The 19,072-nt window shown below is 46.5% G+C and carries 22 protein-coding genes; 10 read left to right on the forward strand and 12 right to left on the reverse strand.

From position 1 onward, the window contains the following. Positions 1 to 55 precede the first annotated feature (55 nt). From C232_RS0106160 to addA, 4 genes are all read left to right on the forward strand, one after another. Positions 56 to 673 carry a TVP38/TMEM64 family protein gene (locus tag C232_RS0106160; RefSeq protein WP_018662396.1) on the forward strand — a complete coding sequence of 206 codons (618 nt, stop codon included), beginning with the start codon at positions 56 to 58 and terminating at the stop codon, positions 671 to 673. A 39-nt stretch (positions 674 to 712) separates the two neighbouring features. After that, a complete protein-coding gene (locus C232_RS0106165) occupies positions 713 to 1,501 on the forward strand; it encodes a TIGR00266 family protein (protein ID WP_018662398.1) in 789 nt (262 codons plus the stop codon). Positions 1,502 to 1,767: 266 nt separating this feature from the next. Next, positions 1,768 to 5,277, forward strand: coding sequence for a helicase-exonuclease AddAB subunit AddB (gene addB, locus C232_RS0106175; RefSeq protein WP_018662403.1), 3,510 nt, complete (start codon positions 1,768 to 1,770; stop codon positions 5,275 to 5,277). Next, positions 5,255 to 9,010, forward strand: a complete 3,756-nt coding sequence (gene addA, locus C232_RS0106180) for a helicase-exonuclease AddAB subunit AddA (protein ID WP_018662405.1) — start codon at positions 5,255 to 5,257, stop codon at positions 9,008 to 9,010. Before addB ends, addA begins: the two co-directional genes overlap by 23 nt. Positions 9,011 to 9,075: 65 nt before the next feature. Here addA and C232_RS0106185 read toward each other — a convergent pair whose 3' ends face one another. Genes C232_RS0106185 through C232_RS0106210 form a run of 6 tightly spaced genes read right to left on the reverse strand, consistent with a single transcriptional unit; the run spans position 9,076 to position 11,010 of the window. Continuing rightward, positions 9,076 to 9,294, reverse strand: a complete 219-nt coding sequence (locus C232_RS0106185) for a spore germination protein (RefSeq protein WP_018662407.1) — start codon at positions 9,292 to 9,294, stop codon at positions 9,076 to 9,078. A gap of 40 nt (positions 9,295 to 9,334) precedes the next feature. Next, complete coding sequence (locus tag C232_RS0106190; RefSeq protein ID WP_018662409.1) at positions 9,335 to 9,751, reverse strand: spore germination protein GerPE; 417 nt, start codon at positions 9,749 to 9,751, stop codon at positions 9,335 to 9,337. 4 nt (positions 9,752 to 9,755) lie between these two features. Next, positions 9,756 to 9,935: a germination protein GerPD gene (locus tag C232_RS0106195; RefSeq protein WP_018662411.1), complete on the reverse strand. Its 180-nt coding sequence runs from the start codon at positions 9,933 to 9,935 to the stop codon at positions 9,756 to 9,758. After that, positions 9,925 to 10,545, reverse strand: coding sequence for a spore germination protein GerPC (gene gerPC / locus C232_RS0106200; RefSeq protein WP_018662413.1), 621 nt, complete (start codon positions 10,543 to 10,545; stop codon positions 9,925 to 9,927). Before gerPC ends, C232_RS0106195 begins: the two co-directional genes overlap by 11 nt. 26 nt (positions 10,546 to 10,571) lie before the next feature. Further along, positions 10,572 to 10,775 carry a spore germination protein GerPB gene (locus C232_RS0106205; RefSeq protein ID WP_018662415.1) on the reverse strand — a complete coding sequence of 68 codons (204 nt, stop codon included), beginning with the start codon at positions 10,773 to 10,775 and terminating at the stop codon, positions 10,572 to 10,574. Positions 10,776 to 10,788: 13 nt separating this feature from the next. Next, a complete protein-coding gene (locus C232_RS0106210) occupies positions 10,789 to 11,010 on the reverse strand; it encodes a spore germination protein (RefSeq protein WP_018662416.1) in 222 nt (73 codons plus the stop codon). 139 nt (positions 11,011 to 11,149) lie between these two features. Here C232_RS0106210 and C232_RS0106215 point away from each other — a divergent pair, with 139 nt between their 5' ends. From C232_RS0106215 to C232_RS0106225, 3 genes are all read left to right on the forward strand, one after another. After that, entirely contained in the window at positions 11,150 to 12,304 is a 1,155-nt protein-coding gene (locus C232_RS0106215) for a DUF418 domain-containing protein (protein WP_018662419.1), read from the forward strand. Positions 12,305 to 12,491: 187 nt separating this feature from the next. Continuing rightward, positions 12,492 to 13,379 carry a fumarylacetoacetate hydrolase family protein gene (locus C232_RS0106220; protein WP_018662422.1) on the forward strand — a complete coding sequence of 296 codons (888 nt, stop codon included), beginning with the start codon at positions 12,492 to 12,494 and terminating at the stop codon, positions 13,377 to 13,379. A gap of 50 nt (positions 13,380 to 13,429) precedes the next feature. After that, the gene (locus tag C232_RS0106225) at positions 13,430 to 13,801 is read left to right on the forward strand and encodes a YisL family protein (RefSeq protein WP_018662424.1); all 372 of its coding nucleotides are present in this window, start codon (positions 13,430 to 13,432) and stop codon (positions 13,799 to 13,801) included. Positions 13,802 to 13,854: 53 nt separating this feature from the next. Here the strand turns inward: C232_RS0106225 and C232_RS0106230 are convergent, their stop codons facing one another. From C232_RS0106230 to C232_RS0106245, 4 genes are all read right to left on the reverse strand, one after another. After that, positions 13,855 to 14,424, reverse strand: a complete 570-nt coding sequence (locus tag C232_RS0106230; protein ID WP_018662426.1) for a DUF2777 domain-containing protein — start codon at positions 14,422 to 14,424, stop codon at positions 13,855 to 13,857. Between the two features lie 141 nt (positions 14,425 to 14,565). After that, entirely contained in the window at positions 14,566 to 15,438 is an 873-nt protein-coding gene (locus C232_RS0106235) for an SDR family oxidoreductase (RefSeq protein ID WP_018662428.1), read from the reverse strand. Positions 15,439 to 15,731: 293 nt separating this feature from the next. Further along, on the reverse strand, positions 15,732 to 15,863 hold the full coding sequence (locus C232_RS19295; RefSeq protein ID WP_018662429.1) for a DUF3941 domain-containing protein: 132 nt from the start codon (positions 15,861 to 15,863) through the stop codon (positions 15,732 to 15,734). A 65-nt stretch (positions 15,864 to 15,928) separates the two neighbouring features. Further along, on the reverse strand, positions 15,929 to 16,786 hold the full coding sequence (locus tag C232_RS0106245) for a DegV family protein (RefSeq protein WP_018662431.1): 858 nt from the start codon (positions 16,784 to 16,786) through the stop codon (positions 15,929 to 15,931). A 210-nt stretch (positions 16,787 to 16,996) separates the two neighbouring features. Between C232_RS0106245 and C232_RS0106250 the strand changes: the two genes are divergently transcribed. Next, on the forward strand, positions 16,997 to 17,851 hold the full coding sequence (locus C232_RS0106250) for a YitT family protein (protein WP_018662433.1): 855 nt from the start codon (positions 16,997 to 16,999) through the stop codon (positions 17,849 to 17,851). 5 nt (positions 17,852 to 17,856) lie between these two features. Further along, a complete protein-coding gene (locus tag C232_RS0106255) occupies positions 17,857 to 18,348 on the forward strand; it encodes a BsuPI-related putative proteinase inhibitor (protein WP_155891545.1) in 492 nt (163 codons plus the stop codon). A gap of 35 nt (positions 18,349 to 18,383) precedes the next feature. Here C232_RS0106255 and C232_RS0106260 read toward each other — a convergent pair whose 3' ends face one another. Beyond that, positions 18,384 to 18,581: a DUF3813 domain-containing protein gene (locus tag C232_RS0106260; RefSeq protein WP_018662438.1), complete on the reverse strand. Its 198-nt coding sequence runs from the start codon at positions 18,579 to 18,581 to the stop codon at positions 18,384 to 18,386. Further along, positions 18,581 to 18,742 carry a hypothetical protein gene (locus C232_RS20000; RefSeq protein ID WP_018662440.1) on the reverse strand — a complete coding sequence of 54 codons (162 nt, stop codon included), beginning with the start codon at positions 18,740 to 18,742 and terminating at the stop codon, positions 18,581 to 18,583. Before C232_RS20000 ends, C232_RS0106260 begins: the two co-directional genes overlap by 1 nt. Positions 18,743 to 18,993: 251 nt before the next feature. Here C232_RS20000 and C232_RS20520 point away from each other — a divergent pair. Beyond that, positions 18,994 to 19,072 (forward strand): hypothetical protein (locus C232_RS20520; RefSeq protein ID WP_422723656.1); only part of this gene is annotated, 79 nt, incomplete at its 3' end.

A 19,072-nucleotide genomic window follows, 5' to 3' on the forward strand; every position in this document is an offset into this window, starting at 1 on the left:
TGGACGGCGCTTGTACATTGACTGAGATTGCAACATATGGAGGAAAGGGAAAAGAATGGACATCGAAACGATCAAAGAGTGGTTCACTTTGGAACAGGTAATGGAGGGGATTTCGAGGTATCGTGCTTTAGGCCCGTTATTGGGCATTGGGCTATTAATATTGGAAGCCTTCCTGCCTTTTTTGCCGATGGTACTGATTGTGATGGCAAATGCCAGTGCCTTTGGGCTGTGGATCGGTTTCTTTCTTTCCTGGCTTGGAGCCTGCACCGGTGCTTTTCTCGTCTTCATGGCGATAAGAAAATACGGTCAATCCCGTTTTTTGGGATTCATAAAAAAACACCGCCACGTTAAAAAACTGATGGACTGGCTGGACCGCCACGGGTTTGCACCGCTCTTTCTGCTCCTATGCTTTCCTTTTACACCTTCAGCAGTTGTAAACATTGTGGCGGGGTTGTCTGCAATAAAATGGTTCCAATATTTATTGGCTGTCATTGCAGGCAAAATGGTGACAATTTTTATTATCAGCTTTATTGGCCACGACATTATGTCCCTTGCCAAACAACCGCTGCGAACGGGCGGCATGCTGATTGTGATTGTTGTTTTATGGTATGCCGGCAAAAAAGTAGAAACATGGCTGAACCGTAAAACAAAACTGGAACAAAAACAAAATTGATTCGTATATAAAGAAGCTAAATAAATGGAGGTATGGGGCATGAACAATCATGAAATTGATTATAAACTGCACGGAGATGATATGCAGTTTGTAGAAGTGGAGTTAGACCCGGAGGAAACGGTCATCGCCGAAGCGGGAGGATTAATGATGATGGAGGACGACATCCGGATGGAAACCATTTTCGGGGACGGTTCTAATCCGTCCGGTGGCATTATGGGGAAATTATTTTCGGCGGGAAAAAGGCTGATTACCGGCGAAAGTTTATTTATGACGGCTTTTACGAATGAGGGCCGGGAAAAAAGGCATGTTGCTTTTGCAGCCCCCTATCCGGGAAAAATTGTGCCCATGGATTTAAGTATGCACGATGGGAAAATTATTTGCCAGAAAGACGCTTTTTTAGCAGCAGCCAAAGGCGTCTCTGTCGGAGTTGAATTTCAGCGCAAAATCGGAACCGGATTTTTCGGCGGTGAAGGTTTTATCATGCAAAAACTTGAAGGAGACGGGCTTGCTTTTGTCCATGCCGGCGGAACGATTCAAAAAAGGGAACTGGCGCCGGGCGAGACATTGCGTGTGGATACCGGCTGCCTCGTTGCCATGACAGGAGAAGTGGACTATAATATCGAGTTTGTAAAAGGCGTAAAAACCGCTTTGTTTGGCGGTGAAGGGCTGTTTTTTGCAACATTGAGGGGGCCGGGGTCCATCTGGGTGCAATCCCTGCCGTTCAGCCGCCTTGCCAGCCGCGTCTTTGCCGCCATGCCTCAGGTCGGGGGATCAAGAGATGAAGGCAGCATGGCAAAAGGAATATTCAATTTGTTTGATGGAGACTAACCATAATCGTGTATCATTTAAATAATGTTGCGGGCGTCGCAGGAATGGTGATTGTTCGGGTGAAAGCTCAACCTGAATCCCAAGCCTGCGATGTTTTGCTTTTTTTAAGCGGGCAACTTGAAAACCCGGGCATTCTATTGTACAATAAAAGGAACAAATGTTCTTAAAACGTATAAAGGCGGGCTTTCCGGCTAAAGATTGCCGCCATGCGATAAAGGATATAAACGAAAATTTTACTATGTACTTTTTGATTAGGAAGTGAAAAAATGTCCCTTCGATTTATGATCGGCCGGCCCGGAACAGGCAAAACAGAACGGATCCATCAAGAGATAAAGCAGAAGCTGCGGCATAATCCGGGCGGGGCGCCGTTGATTTATTTGGTTCCCGAACAAATGACATTTTTATCGGAAACACATCTGGCAAACGACCCGGAAACCGGCGGCATGATTCGTGCCCAGGTATTCAGCTTTACACGCCTTGCCTGGAAGATTTTGCAGGAAGTGGGCGGAATCAGCCGCAGTCATGTCTCAAGTACCGGATTAAATATGCTGATTAGAAAAATTATGGAAGATAAAAAAGAAGAACTGCTTGTCTTTCAGCAGGCTGCAGACAAACCGGGTTTTATGGACCATGTCGGGCAGATGCTGACAGAATTGAAGCGCTCCTGTGTAGAACCGGAACAATTATTGGAGCAGCAGCAAGAACTTGGCATACAAGGCAGCGAAAAAGTCCTCGCAGATAAGCTCCATGATTTGGAAATGGTTTACAGGGCTTATGAAGACAAATTGGAAGGCAAGTATATTGATTCGGAAGATTATTTGCGCCTCCTGGCAGAGGGGATTGAACAATCAGCCTATCTGCAGCAGGCTGAAATTTATATTGACGGTTTCCACACCTTTACGCCCCAGGAATATTTGGTCATTTCCCGGCTGATGAAAACATGCCCGCGGGTGACAGTGGCATTGACGGTTGACCGCGCGTTTCGCAGCGGGAGGCCGGATGATTTATATCTTTTCCGGATGCCGGGTGAGGCGTATGCCTCAATTTACGGACTGGCGCTTGCAGAAAGGATTGAAGTGGAGGATGATGTCATCCTGCGCCGGCCAGTCCGTTTCCAAAACGGCAGCCTGCAATTTCTCCAGGCCCGTTTCGAGGAGATGCCCGTTTCGGTTTATCCCCATGAAAGCCAGCTGGAACTATGGCAGGCGAATAACCGGCGCGCCGAAATGGAAGGCATCGCCCGGTATATACGCGATGCTGTACAAAACAAGCATTACCGCTATAAAGATATTGCCGTTCTTGTCCGTAACGGCGGTGACTATCAGGAAATGGTTGAAACTTGTTTTTATGATTACGAGATCCCTTACTTTATTGATCAAAAACGGCCGATGCTCAACCACCCGTTAATTGAACTGATCCGTTCCACATTGGAAATTATTGAAAGCCATTGGCGTTATGAGCCGATTTTCAGGGCAGTAAAAACCGACCTGCTGTTTCCCGTGGACCGGAATCTGCACGAATTGCGGGAAAAAATGGACCGTCTTGAAAATTATGTGCTTGCCTGCGGGATTCAGGGAGACCGCTGGACAAACAAAAAAAGATGGGAATACAGGCGCATCAGGGGGCTGGAGCTGGAAAATGTAGCGCAGACTGATCGTGAAAAAGAAATTGAACAGGAATTAAATGCGCTGCGCTTGTTTATAACAGCGCCGATTTTGCGGCTGTCGCGGCGGCTGAAACGCGCAAAGACAGGAAAAGCGCTGTGCGGGGCGCTCTATCTTTATTTAGAAGAATTGGAGATTCCGAGAAAGCTGGAGAATTTACGGGCTGCAAAAGAAGAACAGGGGGATCTGGTTGCTGCCCGGGAGCATGACCAGGCTTGGGATGAAGTCATCGGATTGCTCGACCAGTTTGTGGAAATTTTAGGGGATGAACCGGTGCCGTTGAAAAAATTTGCTTCCATTATGGAAGCAGGCCTTGAGTCGTTAAAATTTTCCATTGTACCGCCTGCTTTGGACCAGGTTCTCGTTGCAAATCTTGAACAATCCCGGCTCGCGAATGTAAAATTAGCGTTTATTATCGGTATAAATGACGGCATTTTGCCTGCAAAAATCACGGAAGATGGCATTTTAAACGATGATGACCGGGAATATTTGCTGCTGAAAGGATTGAATATCACACCTGATACGAAAACAAGGCTTTTAGATGAGGAATTTATTTTTTACAGGGCGTTAACGACCCCTTCAGACCGCCTTGTCCTATCTTTTCCGCTCGCGGACGAGGAAGGAAAAGCCTTATTGCCCTCGCCCTTCATCAAGCGGCTCCAGGAAATGTTTCCTGAAATGGGCGGAGGAATATGGGTGAACGACCCGGCAGAATTGCCGGATGAAGAGCAAATGGCATACATCTCCCACCCGGCGGCCGTAATTGCTTTTTTAACTTCCCAAATGCAGTTAAAGAAACGGGGATACCCGGTCGCAGACTTTTGGTGGGACGCTTATAATTTTTATATGGAGCATCCCGAATGGAAAAAGATTGCTGCCCATGCCTTTTCGAGCCTGTTTTACCAAAATGGCGCGCGGAAGCTTTCCGGAGAAACGAGCAGGGAACTTTACGGCGACCATATTTTGGCGAGTGTTTCGAGAATGGAGCAATTTTTTGCCTGCCCGTTTTCCCATTATGCAACCTATGGCCTGAAACTCCGTGAACGCGAAATATTCCGGCTTGATGCCCCGAATATCGGCGACCTTTTCCACGGCGCACTGAAATGGATATCCGATAAACTGCAGCAGGCAGGCATACCATGGTCGCAAATCAGCAGGCAGCAGAGCATGACGTTAGCGAAAGAAGCGGTGGACAGCCTGGCGCCGAAACTGCAACACCAAATCTTATTAAGCTCGAAACGTTACCAATACATTAAAATGAAGCTCGAACAGGTTGTCAGCAGAGCTTCCTATATTTTAAGCCTGCATGCGCAAAGGAGCGGGTTTGAGCCAATTGGTATGGAACTGGGATTCGGGCCGAACAAAGCGCTTCCCCCGCTTACCTTTACTTTAAAAAACGGCGCAAAAATGGAACTGCAGGGCAGGATCGACCGCGTGGATAAAGCGGAAAATGAAAACGGCGTTTATTTAAGAGTCGTTGATTACAAGTCAAGCCCGCATCAGCTGGATCTAACCGATGTTTATTACGGGCTCGATCTGCAAATGCTGACCTATTTGGATATCCTGATGACGTATTCAAAGGATTTGATCGGAAAAGAAAGTTTGCCGGCCGGCGTCCTTTATTTTCATCTGCACAATCCGGTCGTCTCCAGCAGCAAGATTTTAACAATGGAGGAAATTGAAGAAGAAATCCTTAAGAGCTTCCGTATGCGCGGGCTGATGCTTGACAGTCCGGAAGTGCTCTCGTTAATGGACAGTTCGCTGGAATCCGGAAATAGCACCATTGTCGCGGCAGGTCTGAAAAAAGACGGCCAGTTAACCGCCCGTTCGGAAGTTGCCAGCAAAGAAGATTTTGAAGCAATCCGGAATTATGTGCGGAATATCTACACAAAGGCGGGCAATGACATTGTTTCCGGTGTCGTGGACATCGCGCCGTATAAAATCAAAAAAAGCGCCGCCTGCCAAATGTGCCCGTTCAAATCTGTCTGCCAGTTTGACCAGTCAATGGAAGAAAACAAATACCGGTTGATCAGTCCGCAAAAACAGGAAGATATTTTGGCGAAAATGAGAGAGGAGGCGTTTAAACAAGATGAAAACCCGTATACCACCTAAACCGGAAGGAGCCGTCTGGACAGATGACCAATGGAAAGCGGTGATGGCAAAAGGCCAGGATATCCTCGTTGCTGCGGCGGCCGGATCGGGCAAAACAGCAGTGCTGGTTGAGAGAATGATCCGCAAGTTGATCAACGAAGAAGATCCGCTTGACATTGACCAGCTCCTGGTTGTGACGTTTACAAATGCTGCCGCCGCCGAAATGCGGCACCGTATCGGGGAAGCATTGGAAACGGCAATCGGCAGGAACCCGGAATCACACCATTTAAGGAAACAGCTGAGCTTATTAAATAAGGCGCCAATTTCGACTTTGCACGCTTTCTGCCTGGATGTCATCCGCAAATATTACTATTTAATCAATATCGATCCGGGATTCCGGATTGCGGAACCAACTGAAGCGGAGCTGCTTCGCGACGAGGTGCTTGATGATTTATTTGAAGAGGAGTACGGGCGTGAAAAAAACGAAGCATTTTACCGGGCGGTGGATACCTTCTCCAATGACCGCAGCGATGTCCAGCTGCAGGAATTAATCCGGAAACTGTATGACTTTTCACAAGCCAATCCGGATCCCGGCCAGTGGCTTGACCGCATGGTGGAAATGTACGATGTCAGCGGTGAAATGGAGATTGATGCGCTTCCGTTTTTAAAGCCGGTGAAAGAGGATATCCGCCTGCAGCTTCATGGGGCAAAAGACATGCTGGAAGAAGCGTATGCCTTGTCGAAACAGCCGGGCGGGCCTGCCCCGAGAGCAGAAAACTACCTAAATGATTTGGCGATCGTCGAAAGGTTGTTAGCCGCATACGACAACTCATGGGAAGACTTATATCAGGAAATGAATGCCTGGAGTTTTTCGCGTGCAAAACCGTGCAAGGGTGACGAATACTTGCCGGAACTTGTAAAGGCAGCGGATGATTTACGAAAATCCGCGAAAAAAAACCTTGAAACCCTGAAAACAGATTTTTTCAGCAGAAAGCCGCAGTATTATTTAAAAGATATGCGCGAAATGCACCCGGTCATTGCGACACTGGCAGAGCTTGTGAAAAAATTCTCTGCTGCTTATGCGGCGGTAAAGGCGGAAAAAGGTCTTGTTGATTTTTCCGATTTGGAGCATTTCTGCCTTGAAATTCTGATTGAAAAAGAGGAAAACGGCAGGATTAAAGCATCTGAAGCGGCAAAAGCTTACCAGGCGCAGTTTAAAGAAGTGCTGGTTGACGAGTACCAGGACCTGAACCTGGTACAAGAGACCATTTTGAAATTGGTCTCTTCCGGGTCGGGCGATACCGGGAATTTATTCATGGTTGGTGACGTAAAACAGAGTGTGTACCGTTTCCGGCTTGCTGAACCAAAATTGTTTATGTCAAAATACCAGGCATTTACAGCTGCCGGCGATGAGACCGGATTGCGCATCGATTTGTCGAAGAATTTCCGGAGTAGAAAAGAAGTGCTGGATGGCACGAATTTTATTTTTAAACAAATCATGGGTGTGCATATCGGCGAAATGGAGTATGACGCACAGGCAGAACTGGTCAAAGGCGCAACCTATCCGGAAGGGGATCTTCCAATAGAACTGGCGGTGATTGACCAGGCGGATGGCCAGGCGCCGGATATGCAGCCGGATACACCCGGGGGTGCGCTTGATCCTGCTGAATTGGAACAGTCCCAGCTGGAGTCGCGGTATCTTGCGCGAACCATCAAAGCGCTGATTGCCGCCAAAAAACCGGTTTATCAAGCAAAGACCGGCACATACAGGCCGATCCAATATAAAGATATTGTAATCCTGCTGCGGTCCATGACGATGGCCCCGGAAATGATGGAGGAATTTAAAAAAGCGGGCATTCCGCTATATGCCAGCCTTTCAACAGGATATTTTGATGCAAACGAAGTCGCGATTATGCTTTCTTTATTGAAAGTGATCGACAATCCGTACCAGGATATTCCGCTCGCTGTCGTACTGCGTTCACCGGTTGTCGGCCTCGATGAAGAAGAACTGGCGCGCATCCGTGTCCATTTGAAACAAGGCCATTACTATGAGGCTGTTAAAAAGTTTATTGCCGGCCAGCCGGCCGCTGAAGAGGAGGCGGCACATGAAAAAGTCGCGAAATTTGCTGAAAAACTAAAAGAGTGGCGTTCCGTTGCAAGGCAGGGGGCATTGTCTGATTTGATCTGGCAGTTGTACCGTGAAACAAAGTTTTATGACTTTGTCGGGGGGCTGCCGGGCGGGAAACAGCGCCAGGCCAATCTGCGTGCTTTTTATGATCGTGCACGGCAATACGAGCAGACCTCATTCAGGGGGTTGTTCCGGTTTCTGCGCTTTATTGAAAGAATGCAGGAGCGCGGGGACGACCTGGGTACGGCGCGGGCTTTAAGCGAGCAGGAGGATGTGGTGCGTTTAATGACCGTACATGCCAGTAAAGGACTCGAATTCCCGGTCGTCTTTGTTGCCGGGCTCGGGAGGAAATTCAATCTGCGTGACATCAATCAGGCGTTTTTACTGGACAAGGAGTACGGCTTTGCCTGCAAATATATCAATCCCGAAAAACGCATCACTTACCCATCCCTGCCCCAGCTTGCTTTTAAACGCAAAAAAAGGCTTGAAATGCTGGCTGAAGAAATGCGCGTTTTGTATGTTGCACTAACAAGGGCAAAGGAGAAGCTGTACCTGGTTGGAACCGTTAAAAATGCCGAAAAACAAAAAGAAAAATGGCAAAAGGCACGGCAGCACCGTGATTGGTTATTAAAAGATCACCTGCGGGCCGGCGCGAATTCTTATTTGGACTGGATCGGGCCGGCGATTGCCCGCCACAGGGAAGCCGCACAGTGGCTTACAAATAGCGCGCAGCAAAGCCATCCCGGCTACCGCGACATAGAACAGCATTCCTCCAGGTGGGCCGTCAGGGAAATCCCGAAAGAAGAACTAATCGAATGGGATGAACCTGCTGCAGAAACGGATGGCAAATGGCAGCAGCTGGTAAAAGACGGCAGGCCGATCGACTTGGAATCCGGCTGGAAGGAAGAAATCTGCCGCCGTTTAAGCTGGGAATATGAAAGCAGGCCGGCAACTGTCCGGCGCGCCAAACAGTCCGTTTCGGAATTGAAGCGGATGAATGAAATACGTGATGAGACGACAGATACGCGCCTGATCAGACGGGTGCGCAAACATATTTATGACCGGCCGCGTTTTATGCAGGAAACATCTATTTCCCCGGCTGAACGGGGAACCGCGATGCATATGGTCATGCAGCATATGCCCCTTGATGCACCGCCCACTCCCGGATCCGTTGAGGAGCTGCTTGAAGACATGGTCAAGCGTGAACTATTAACGGGTGAACAGGCAAATGTGATTGACACCGCACAGCTGATTGGATTTTTTGAAACGGAGATTGGGAAAAAACTCTTACAGGCAGACAAAGTCATGCGGGAAATCCCGTTCAGCTTATCCGAACCGGCAGCTGTCATTTACCAGGATGAAAAACTTGGACAGGAAAGGATTCTGGTTCAAGGGATTTTTGACTGTGTAATAGAAGAGGAAAATGAACTGATTTTGCTTGATTATAAAACAGACAGGGTTACGGAACGGTTTAAAGGCGGATTTGAAGAAGCCATGCCTGTTATGCTGAAACGGTATGAAATCCAGCTGGCACTATACGGGAAAGCCTTAGAGAAAATTCTCAGGAAAAAAGTTAAAGCCAAATATCTTTACTTTTTTGATGGCGGTCATATCCTGAAGGTTTGACCGATCACCAAAAAAATAACGGGTACTCCGTAAATTGCCTGATACGGCGGTCGGAGTACCTGTTTTCATTGGTTTCCGGCTGTCGGTTGATCGATGACACTGCCACTGGCTGTGTTGTTCGCGCTGAGGGCATTGTTTGTGATCACAAATGCGGATGTCGATAAGGATCCGGAACCGGTTGTTGTTTTTGAACTGGCTTTCGGGGAAATGATGGCGGTATCGCCGAAATGGACAACTCCGCCTCCTACGTTAAAGATTTGTAGCGGGCCAATAATTGCCGGCAAAATTTATCACCTGCTTTCCATTGAAAATGCTTTACATGATTTACCCGTCTTTAGGTGCAGCAGCTGGTGCCATGTCTCCGCGAGAGTCCCGGAGAAACGGGTCAAGCTGGCGGACATGATGGATTCTTGATTCAAGCGAGATGTCCTGTGTACTGCCAATTTGCACGACAGCGGAAGTGGAAAGCCCGATAATATTGACAGTTCCGACTTTTATTGCCGGATCCGCATGATAGCGCTGAATTTGAATCTCTTCAGTGATCGGAGGGACCGGAATGACCTGACTGAAAATCGGGAAGGCTTCAAAAGGCGCTTCGAATCCAAAATACAACTCCTTCTGTCTTTGAATGGCCAGTACCCGGGCTGACATATTGATTTTGCATGAATCCCCCACAATGACATTTGAAGCAAAAATGACATTTTTAACCAACAGCTGATCCACCATGGAATTCCTGGCCATTTCCTTATCCTCTCGGCACAAAAGGAACGGACGGGCTGAAAATCAGCGATTCGGCGGGTGTATCAAATGTAGCCGCCTGCTGGATTGTATTGGCGTCGCCAATCAAAAAAACGGAAGCACTGGACACGCCGATAATTTGGACATGGCCTACCTGTATTTCCCGGTTTACGACATTAAGCTCCATTTGCAGGACCTCCATTCATTTGCTGGGGGAGTTTTGAAACAAAGACAAAAACAGCGTGGTTCATATCCGACTTTAACTGTTGCAGCACCTGATCAAAAAATTCGCCTTCATTCTGCGGATTTTCATGCCTTTGCGGGCTGATCTGGTTTATATAATAATCAATTCGCTGTGAAAGTTGGTTTTTTAGATCATTTATTATAAAATTATGATATTCTTGATTTAGCTGAACTTTCAGCTGGCGCTCGGTATCTGAAATGACTTGCGGCAGTTCCTGATCGATATATTCCGAGAGCCTTTCATTTAATGCCTGTTTCATAGCTGTCTGCTTTTCTGACTGGTTTGGATCGTGCTGTGTACCGGGTACGGCCATATCTTCAATATGGCTTAAGTCTGCCGAGTTCAGGCCTATGTTTAAAGTACCGTCCAGCTTTTCAATTTTCAATTGGTCAAATGCATACTCAATTTTATCAACACGGATTGGCGGCTTCGTTTTCAGTGCTTCCATTTCCTGCCTGAGCTGCGCCATTGCTTTTTCATATTGGGCCAGCTTTGTTTCATGGTACTGGAGATATTGATAGAGCTGCCGGAGCTGGTTGTAAATATCTGCCATCCTGTATCCTCCTTTTATCATCCGGATTACATCGGAACGGTGACACTCGGGTTATAGGGTTGTTCCGAAGGCTCGGCGGTTGGCGCGGGTTCTGTAAAATTCCCCGTATTATACAAATAGGAAGCAGGTTTGATGATGCCGGAAGTGCCGATTTGAAAGACTGATGAGTTGCTGATCCCGCCAATTTTGATCATGCGGATTTGGATGCTTTGTTGAACGTAAATATTCATTGCTTATCCTCCGTCACAGGTTTAAGTAGTTTCCTTGATCAACTGCATCAAAGTCATAAGTGTTTGTGTTAGACTGATGGTTTGTGATGGAAAGATTTTCGCCTGTATTAAATGAGCCGGCTCCCGCAAATGTTTTGGTGGAAGCGACAGGATGGATCAAGAACACATCGCCGACATTAAAGACGCCGCTCGAACCGATGCTGATGATTTGGACAGCGCCTACAAAACCGGGCATAGCCCACACATCCTTTCCGGTTATGGCAACGGCATTGTTTGGAATGCGGCCTTTTCATATTTTTATTGTATGAGGGAAACGCAAAAAGGTGATACATTCGCCTAAAACGGCTTGCGAAAACCCGAAAAGGAGGTTTGTAATGCCTGAATTCCAGCCGGTAGATGATCAAGAAAGAAATCCCGCGGTAGATGTGTTAAGAGGGATTTCACTGCTTGGCATTTTTGTTGTCAACATGCTTTTTTACCAATCCCCCTATCTTTATGTGGATCCGTATGAATGGTTTCAAGGCGGGAACAGGGCCGCGGCAGAATGGATACAAGTGTTGTGCCAGTCCAGTTTTTATCCGATCTTTGCCCTTCTGTTCGGCTACGGTTTAATGGTCTTGAAAGAAAGGGCTGCTGAAAGGGGGGCGGCTTTCTCCCGTTATGCGCAGCGCCGGCTGCTTGTGCTGCTGTTTGTTGGGATGGTCCACGCTTTTCTGATCTGGGCGGGCGATATCCTGATTCCTTATGCGGTATTCGGTTTGATGCTGCTGCCGCTTTTGAAATGGGATGGAAAAATCCTGGTATATGCCGGGGCTGTCTTATATTTTATGCCGCATTTGCTTTTTGCGTTATATTTAATGGTAATGGCGGTAAAATTCCCCAATACAGCGTTGATCTTTGCTGATCTGATTAGCGTACAGGATTCAATTCGGGCTTATGCAGAGGGGAGTTTTGCTGAAATTTCAAGGCAAAGATGGCTCGACTGGAAGCATGTCTATGGTTCTGCCCGCATTTTGCCGGTTTTCTTTGCTGTCTTTCCATTGATGGCGGCAGGTGCCGGCATTCGGAAAGAAAAGTGGTTTGAAAACAGAAATTCAAGTACCATAACATGGGTAATGGCTTTCGTTGTCTGCCTGGCAGCCGGGTTGTCGATAAAACTGCTCCCGGTGATGGCGGTGCCGAATCAGGCCTTTGTGTATCTTCAGCAAACGATTGGCGGGGCAGTTTTAAGCGGCGCATACATCGCTCTTGTCATGCTTGTGATGCGGTTCCGTTTTGCACGGGTACTTTTAAAACCCCTTGCAAAAGCAGGGAAGATGCCGCTGTCCATTTATATTGGCCAGTCACTGGCGGGGACGTTTATCTTTTACGCTTACGGGCTCGGCCTGTACGGAAAGATGGCAGTTGTAACAGGGATCTGGCTTGCCATCACCATCTTTCTTGTCCAGGTGCTGCTCGCGGAGTTATGGTTAATGCGGTTTCGCCGCGGCCCGCTTGAAGCCGTGGTCAGGGCTTTGATCCCAACATAACGGGCAGTAAGACTCCCGCCTCAAGATTTAAGGTACGAAATAGATAGGTGGGAGATCAAACTGCCCGTAAAGTTCCGGTTGGTTCAACTAACCATCAGTGGGGATGAAGAAAAACCCCACTGCTGGAAGTTTCACTTTATCTAAAAACGGCATCAATCACGAAAAAAACGAAAAATGGGGTGTCTTTATGAAATTTATCAGTTTTGAGTGGGAAGGAAAAGAGCAATATGGTGTGGTATATGATGAGAAAAAAATTTTAAACTTATCTCAAATCAGGTTAAAAGAATCATCTTTTCCCGAGGGGCTATTGGAAGGCATTCGCCAGGGAGAAGAATTTACAGGCCGGGTTGAACAAGTCCTTGCAAAACCGGAGGCTGCCCTTGCAGCATTTTTTGTGCCGATGCAGGAGATCCGCTTTTTGCCGCCAATTCCGCATCCGCCAAAAAATATCATCTGTGTCGGGAAAAACTACCGCGATCATGCGATTGAAATGGGCAGTGCAAAAGACATCCCGGAACATGTGATTGTATTTACGAAAGCAACAACAACGGTTAATGCGCATCTGGTGCCAATTGATTCCCATCGTGACGCCACAAAAGAGTTGGATTACGAAGGTGAACTGGCTGTCATCATCGGGAAAAAAGGCTCGCGAATTGATAAAAAAGATGCGCTTTCCCATGTATTTGGCTACACAATTTTAAATGACGTGACAGCAAGGGATCTTCAGCGTATCCATAAACAGTATTTTATCGGCAAAAGTTTGGATGGATCCTGTCCAATCGGGCCGTGGATTGTCCACCATTCAAAAATCAAAAATCCGAATCAGCTTGACATTACGACAAAAGTGAACGGCGAAGTCCGCCAGCATTCCAATACGGAAAATTTTATCTTTCCAATTGAAGAAATCATCTCTGAATTGTCAAAAGGAATGACGCTTGAACCCGGAGACATTATCGCAACAGGAACCCCGGCCGGAGTTGGAAACGGGTTTAATCCGCCGCGTTTCTTAGTACCGGGCGATGAAGTGGAAATTACGATCGAAGGCATTGGAACTTTGTACAATAAGGTAAAATAAGGTAATATAAAAATAATGGATAAGAAATAGACGAGTAAAGGGGATAAAACATGTTTACGAATACGGACGCGCATATTACAACATGGGCCGTTGCCTTGATTTTATTTATCGTGGCATTGTTTCTCCACAGGGCCCGCAATCAAAAAGGATTTAAAATTGTCCAAATGGTATTAAGAGTGTTTTACATTCTGATCATCGTTACGGGTGCACTCCTGTTCTTCCACAATCAAAGCATAGACCCTGCCCTGTACGGTGTAAAGCTGCTTGGCGGCCTTCTGGTCGTTGGCTTTATGGAAATGCTCTTACTGCGGCTTTCCAAGGGAAAAAGTACGGGTGTGTTGTGGGTGTTATTGATCGTATTTTTTATTGGTGTAATCTATTTGGGGCTTAAATTGCCGATCGGTTTCCACCCGTTCACGTAAAATTGTCCGGAAAAAGAAGGCAAACAGGACTTTGCCTTCTTTTCCGTAAAGTTTCAGGATCCTTCCATTTTTTTTATCATCATCCGTTTGCCGGTACTAAAGGTGTAATCAAACCAGTGATCTTCCCGGCTTCTGAATATCTCAAAATGATGATGGACCGATAAGATGCATTCCCCGTTGTCAAAAAGAATAAAATTGACCCCTTTTTGCTTTTTGTCCGCCGGCAGAAAAGACAGGGTATTATGACAGTATATACAGTCATAAATGGAGAAGCCGAAAACATTCAAGTGTGAAATAAAGCGCTTGAACAGGTCATCGTCCCATTCATCCAACAGCACTTCCAATGAAAAAAGAAGTGGTTTCCGGATACGGAGTGTTGCTTTGTCCATTAGCGGAATGGTTTCTTTTTGCAAACGAATCCTGCCGTCAGCTGCCAGCGTCCCTTTATGCCACCCGTCTGTTAACATGATTTCAACTTCCTGGCCGATAAAGTCTTCCAACATCGTAGCTTCGTCGGACTCATCATCAAAAAATACCCATTCATCGTTCAGCTTTTCGATTGTGCCGGTAAAAAAAGCGCGGGATTGGCGTTCAATCATTTTTAATCTATGCAATCGGCTCATGGTAATCCTCCGCTTTGATTGGCTCTACCCTATATGTTTTAGACAAGGCGGCATCATTTCATACATTTCTTTATGTAACCGGTTTATTTCAAAGGCCAAAAAAGCTGAAAAGCATAAAACTGCTTTTCAGCTTTTTTCAACTCAGCCGTTTAAAATCGTACCGCCGTTGACATGGATCATTTGTCCGGTGACATAGCTTGAATCATCGGATGCTAAATACACATAGGCAGGCGCAAGTTCTGACGGCTGGCCGGGGCGTTGCATCGGAACGTTAGCACCGAACTTTTTGACTTGTTCGGCAGAGAACGTTGATGGGATTAAAGGCGTCCAAATCGGTCCCGGCGCCACACCGTTTACACGGATCCCCTGTGAGACGAGAGAAGCTGACAGGGAGCGTGTGAAAGATACAATGGCTCCTTTTGTAGAAGAATAATCAAGCAATTGCGGGTTGCCCTTATAAGCTGTTACAGAAGCGGTATTGATAATGGAGCTGCCTTTTTTCAAATGCGGCAGCGCGGCTTTAACCATGAAAAATTGTGAAAAAATATTGGTCCTGAATGTTTTAATCATTTGTTCTTCCGTAATGTCCAGAATGCTTTTTTGCGGGTGCTGTTCGGCAGCGTTATTCACCAAAATGTCCAGCTTGCTGAATTGGCTGATCACCTGCTGCACAGCATTTTGGCAGTGCTCTTCGCTGCCAATGTCACCGGAAATGATCAGGCATTCCCTGCCTTCCTTTTCGACAAGTTCCTTTGTATTTTTGGCATCTTCATTTTCACTTAAATAACAGATGGCAACATTTGCGCCTTCCTTAGCAAAATAGATCGCGACAGATTTTCCAATTCCGCTGTCCCCCCCGGTAATCAGGGCAACTTTTCCATCCAATTTTCCGCTGCCATGATAGCTGCCTTTCACGTTCTCAGGCTGAGGGTTCATTTCCGTTTCAACGCCGGGCTGCCTGCTTTGCGTTTGTCCAGGCATCGTTTGTTTGGATGAACTTTGTTGGTTTGCCAATTATGACCACTCCTTGTTTCGTGAATTTTTAAAAAAGGGGAACGGGAAAACAATGGGTCGTTCCATTCAAAAAGCGTGCCGCATGCGGGAGGTCTTGTACACACGCATATTTAGTGTATACCCAATCGGATTTTCTATTAACCGGACCTAAAAAATCCAACGGGGAAAGGGCAGCGCTTTTTTCAGAAACAGAGAAGGAAATAAAAAAAGCCCATTTAACGGCATTCAACCCCCTGAGCCGGACTTGCAGACGGCCTGGGGGGTTCTTTATAAAAGGGCTGTTGGTGCAGCCCTTACAGATGATCGGTTTTTTTCGAATACTGATTTTTCCCTGCTTTGCGGTTTTTTTCCGCTTCCATATTTTTTTCATGGCGCAAAGCATTATTGTCGCGCGCTTTTTTGTCATTGTCAGATGTACGGGACAAGCGAAAGTCTCCTTTCCTAAACAAGATCTCATGCTTAGCATATCCCGGTCAAAAAACGCTATGCATTAGGGCAGTTGATTTAAGAAAAAGACGGACAATGTCCCGGGGCCGGCATGCGAACCAATCACAGAACCAATCGAATTGATCAAAAATTCCTTCGTTCCGAACCGTTCCTGGATGAGCTGCTTCATTTCTTCCGCTGCCGCCTCATCATCGCCGTGGCAAATACCAATGAGTTGATGTTCAAGGTCAACACCGCGTTCTTCCATCATATCCAGCATGCGCTGCAGCAATTTCTTGCGTCCGCGGATTTTTTCAATCGGGATAAGTTTTCCGTCTTCCACATCCAAAATCGGCTTAATGTTTAACAAGCCGCCTAAAAAAGCAGATGCTTTTGACAATCTGCCGCCCCTTGCAAGAAAATCCAAATCCGCTACGGTAAAAATATGTTCCATATGAGTGCTGCGGAATTCTATATCGCGGATAATCGCGTCTTTATCCGCACCGCTTTTCCATAAATCCGCAGCCGCTTTTACGATGAGGCCGTAGCCAATGGAAGCACATTTTGTGTCAATAATGGTTAAATCCAAATCCGGATAGGTATCTTTCACCTGGTTGCGGATCATCATGGCAGTTTGGTATGTGCCGGATAACCGGGATGAAAAAGCGATGTAGATACCGCTATCCTTTGATTCAGCGAGCGCTGTAAATTGTTTTTCAAAATGCTGGGGAGACGGCTGTGAAGTCTTTGTGTTCACACCGCTGCGAATGGCCCGGAAAACTTCTTTCGGGTTGATTTCCACCAGGTCTTCATAGGCTTTTTCTTTGACATATACAGTAAGAGGAATCAGTTCGACTTGATTTTCCCGGAAAAACGAAAGGGGGAGATCACATGCGCTGTCCGCGTAAATTTTAATGCCCATCCTATTCACCTCTAAATTCGATAGTCTAGCTATAGTTTACCTATTCTGGGCAAATTGTACAATTTATACCGTTGCAGCAAATCCGCATGCTAAAAAAGATGACCGGCCGTACAAATCCAACTTGAGCTGATCGGTGGGAGGATGTTTTTGGGCACAATAATGAATACTATCAGGCAAGCAGGATAAACAAAGAGAAGGGAAGAGGCAAAAATGGACAAATTCGATTTTGCGGAACAAGGCAAAAAAATCGCTGTGATTTTGTTTGGCGCTTTCTTGAATGCGATTGCCATGAATTGGTTTCTAAAGCCGGCCAATATTTATGCGAGCGGGTTCACCGGCCTGGCACAGCTCGTTTCCAAAATTTTGGCACAGTATACGCCACTCCCGGTTTCCACAGGTTTTTTGCTGCTTCTATTCAATATCCCTGTGGCAATTCTGGGGTGGAGAAAAATAGGAAAATCATTTACCCTTTACAGTTTTCTTTCTGTCCTCCTCATGTCCTTGTTTTTAGATTTCATTCCGATCCGAAAATCCACGCAAGATATTTTTCTTTATGCTGTTTTTGGCGGTGTGATTACAGCAACAGGGATCGGCATGACGCTGAAGTACGGCGCTTCAACGGGCGGCCTGGATATCATTGCGATGATTTTGTCGCGGATGAAGGATAAGCCGATTGGCAATTATTTTCTCCTGTTTAACGGGCTGATTATCGCAAGTGCCGGGGCGATTTACGGCTGGGATAAAGCTTTGTACACGCTTGTTTCCTTGTATACCAGTACACGCGTGATCGATATGATCCATACGCGTTATCAGAAGTTAACGGCCATGATTATCACAAAACAGGCTGAAAAGATGAAAAAAGCCATCACGGCGCGCCTTGTCCGCGGCATTACGCTGATCCCGGTGAAGGGGGCTTTTTCCAACGAGAGCCGCGAAATGCTGATGACGGTGATTACCAGGTACGAATTATATGATCTTGAAAAAATTATAAAAGAAACGGATCCGCAGGCTTTTACCAATATTGTACAGACCAATGCGGTCATCGGTTTCTTCAGGAAAGAGTGATTCCGGTGCCAGCGTGGTATAGTGAATATAGGAAAAAAAGGAAGTACCGGCAGCTAAGAAGATGGAAAGCAGGCATCCTGCTGGCCTTATTCGCTGTCTTCTTTTCAATTCCGGCCGGGGCAAAAGGAGATGAAAAAACGATGCCGGACTTTACTGTAAAAACTGCACAAAATGGCAGTCATCTTGAAATTAGTTTAACAGCAGCAAACCATTCAAATGAAGACATCCATTTGGAATTTCCAACAAGTAAGCAATACGATTTTACGGTCTACAACAGCCAGGGGCAGCCGCTGTATACATTTAGCAAAGGGAGACTGTTCCTGCAGGCAATTCAGCATATAACGCTTGAAAAAGGTGAAGAAAAAACATGGAAACAAGTTTGGAAAAATGCGGAAGCGCCCGGGACTTATACGGTCAAGGCTGAACTGCTGCCCTCTAAAATAAACGGAAAGCCGGGCCGGAAAATTCTGGCGGAGCAAACCTTTACGATTGAATAAAATCTGTATAAAAAGGAATAGCTGCCGGCCGGCAGCTATTCCAATTGATCCAGTTCATTTTGCAATTCGTGCAGTTGGGCCTGCTCTGCCGTGGTGGTGTTGGCATACGCACTGGATAAGGCATTTTTAGCTTTTTGAATCGTTTCATTTTTTTCTTCAACAGTCCCGGTGGCTGCGGTTTCTTTGGCCAATTCAACATATTGCCTTGCCTGCTGGAATAAACGGTTTGCCATTATTCCGTTCCTCCAAGTACCGTTTCATTGGTAAAACCGTGCCCGCGGCTGTCTGCTTCTGCTTCGGCAAATGTGGAGTGATACGGGAACTGCTCAGCATGTTTCTTCACTGCATCTTTTCCCTGTTGGACAAAACGTTTCGATTTGCTGCTTCTACCCAAACGAAACACCGCCTTTGTATGCTCGAAGTGAACACAGGACTCTCCTGCGCCCATCCATAGTATGCGAAAACCGATGCCCGTTTATGCAAATCTAAAATGTTTCTGACTTCAGATGCAGCGCCTCTTCCAGGAACAGGCCGACCCCGTCTTCCGTATTGGAAAGGGTAAACAGCAGTTTTCAATATTATATACACAGGTAGACAAGCACATACTTTTGGGTATATAATTCTTCTATGGAAAAACTATACAGAATGAATGAAGCCGCAGCAATATTAGGTGTAACCGTAAAAACACTTCAAAGATGGGACAAAGACAATAAAGTAACGTTTA

The organism is Heyndrickxia acidiproducens DSM 23148 (assembly GCF_000374345.1).
GTDB lineage: Bacteria > Bacillota > Bacilli > Bacillales > Bacillaceae_C > Weizmannia > Weizmannia acidiproducens.

Excerpts from the sequence above, each read along its gene's own strand:
- addA (WP_018662405.1), top strand. The coding sequence starts at position 5,255 with ATGAAAACCCGTATACCACCTAAACCGGAAGGAGCCGTCTGGACAGAT.
- C232_RS0106215 (WP_018662419.1), top strand. The coding sequence starts at position 11,150 with ATGCCTGAATTCCAGCCGGTAGATGATCAAGAAAGAAATCCCGCGGTA.
- addB (WP_018662403.1), top strand. The coding sequence starts at position 1,768 with ATGTCCCTTCGATTTATGATCGGCCGGCCCGGAACAGGCAAAACAGAA.
- C232_RS0106225 (WP_018662424.1), top strand. The coding sequence starts at position 13,430 with ATGTTTACGAATACGGACGCGCATATTACAACATGGGCCGTTGCCTTG.
- C232_RS0106250 (WP_018662433.1), top strand. The coding sequence starts at position 16,997 with ATGGACAAATTCGATTTTGCGGAACAAGGCAAAAAAATCGCTGTGATT.
- C232_RS0106190 (WP_018662409.1), bottom strand. The coding sequence starts at position 9,751 with ATGGCCAGGAATTCCATGGTGGATCAGCTGTTGGTTAAAAATGTCATT.
- C232_RS0106260 (WP_018662438.1), bottom strand. The coding sequence starts at position 18,581 with ATGGCAAACCGTTTATTCCAGCAGGCAAGGCAATATGTTGAATTGGCC.
- C232_RS0106195 (WP_018662411.1), bottom strand. The coding sequence starts at position 9,935 with ATGGAGCTTAATGTCGTAAACCGGGAAATACAGGTAGGCCATGTCCAA.
- C232_RS0106160 (WP_018662396.1), top strand. The coding sequence starts at position 56 with ATGGACATCGAAACGATCAAAGAGTGGTTCACTTTGGAACAGGTAATG.
- C232_RS0106220 (WP_018662422.1), top strand. The coding sequence starts at position 12,492 with ATGAAATTTATCAGTTTTGAGTGGGAAGGAAAAGAGCAATATGGTGTG.
- C232_RS0106245 (WP_018662431.1), bottom strand. The coding sequence starts at position 16,786 with ATGGGCATTAAAATTTACGCGGACAGCGCATGTGATCTCCCCCTTTCG.
- C232_RS0106165 (WP_018662398.1), top strand. The coding sequence starts at position 713 with ATGAACAATCATGAAATTGATTATAAACTGCACGGAGATGATATGCAG.
- C232_RS0106210 (WP_018662416.1), bottom strand. The coding sequence starts at position 11,010 with ATGCCCGGTTTTGTAGGCGCTGTCCAAATCATCAGCATCGGTTCGAGC.
- C232_RS0106205 (WP_018662415.1), bottom strand. The coding sequence starts at position 10,775 with ATGAATATTTACGTTCAACAAAGCATCCAAATCCGCATGATCAAAATT.
- C232_RS0106230 (WP_018662426.1), bottom strand. The coding sequence starts at position 14,424 with ATGAGCCGATTGCATAGATTAAAAATGATTGAACGCCAATCCCGCGCT.
- gerPC (WP_018662413.1), bottom strand. The coding sequence starts at position 10,545 with ATGGCAGATATTTACAACCAGCTCCGGCAGCTCTATCAATATCTCCAG.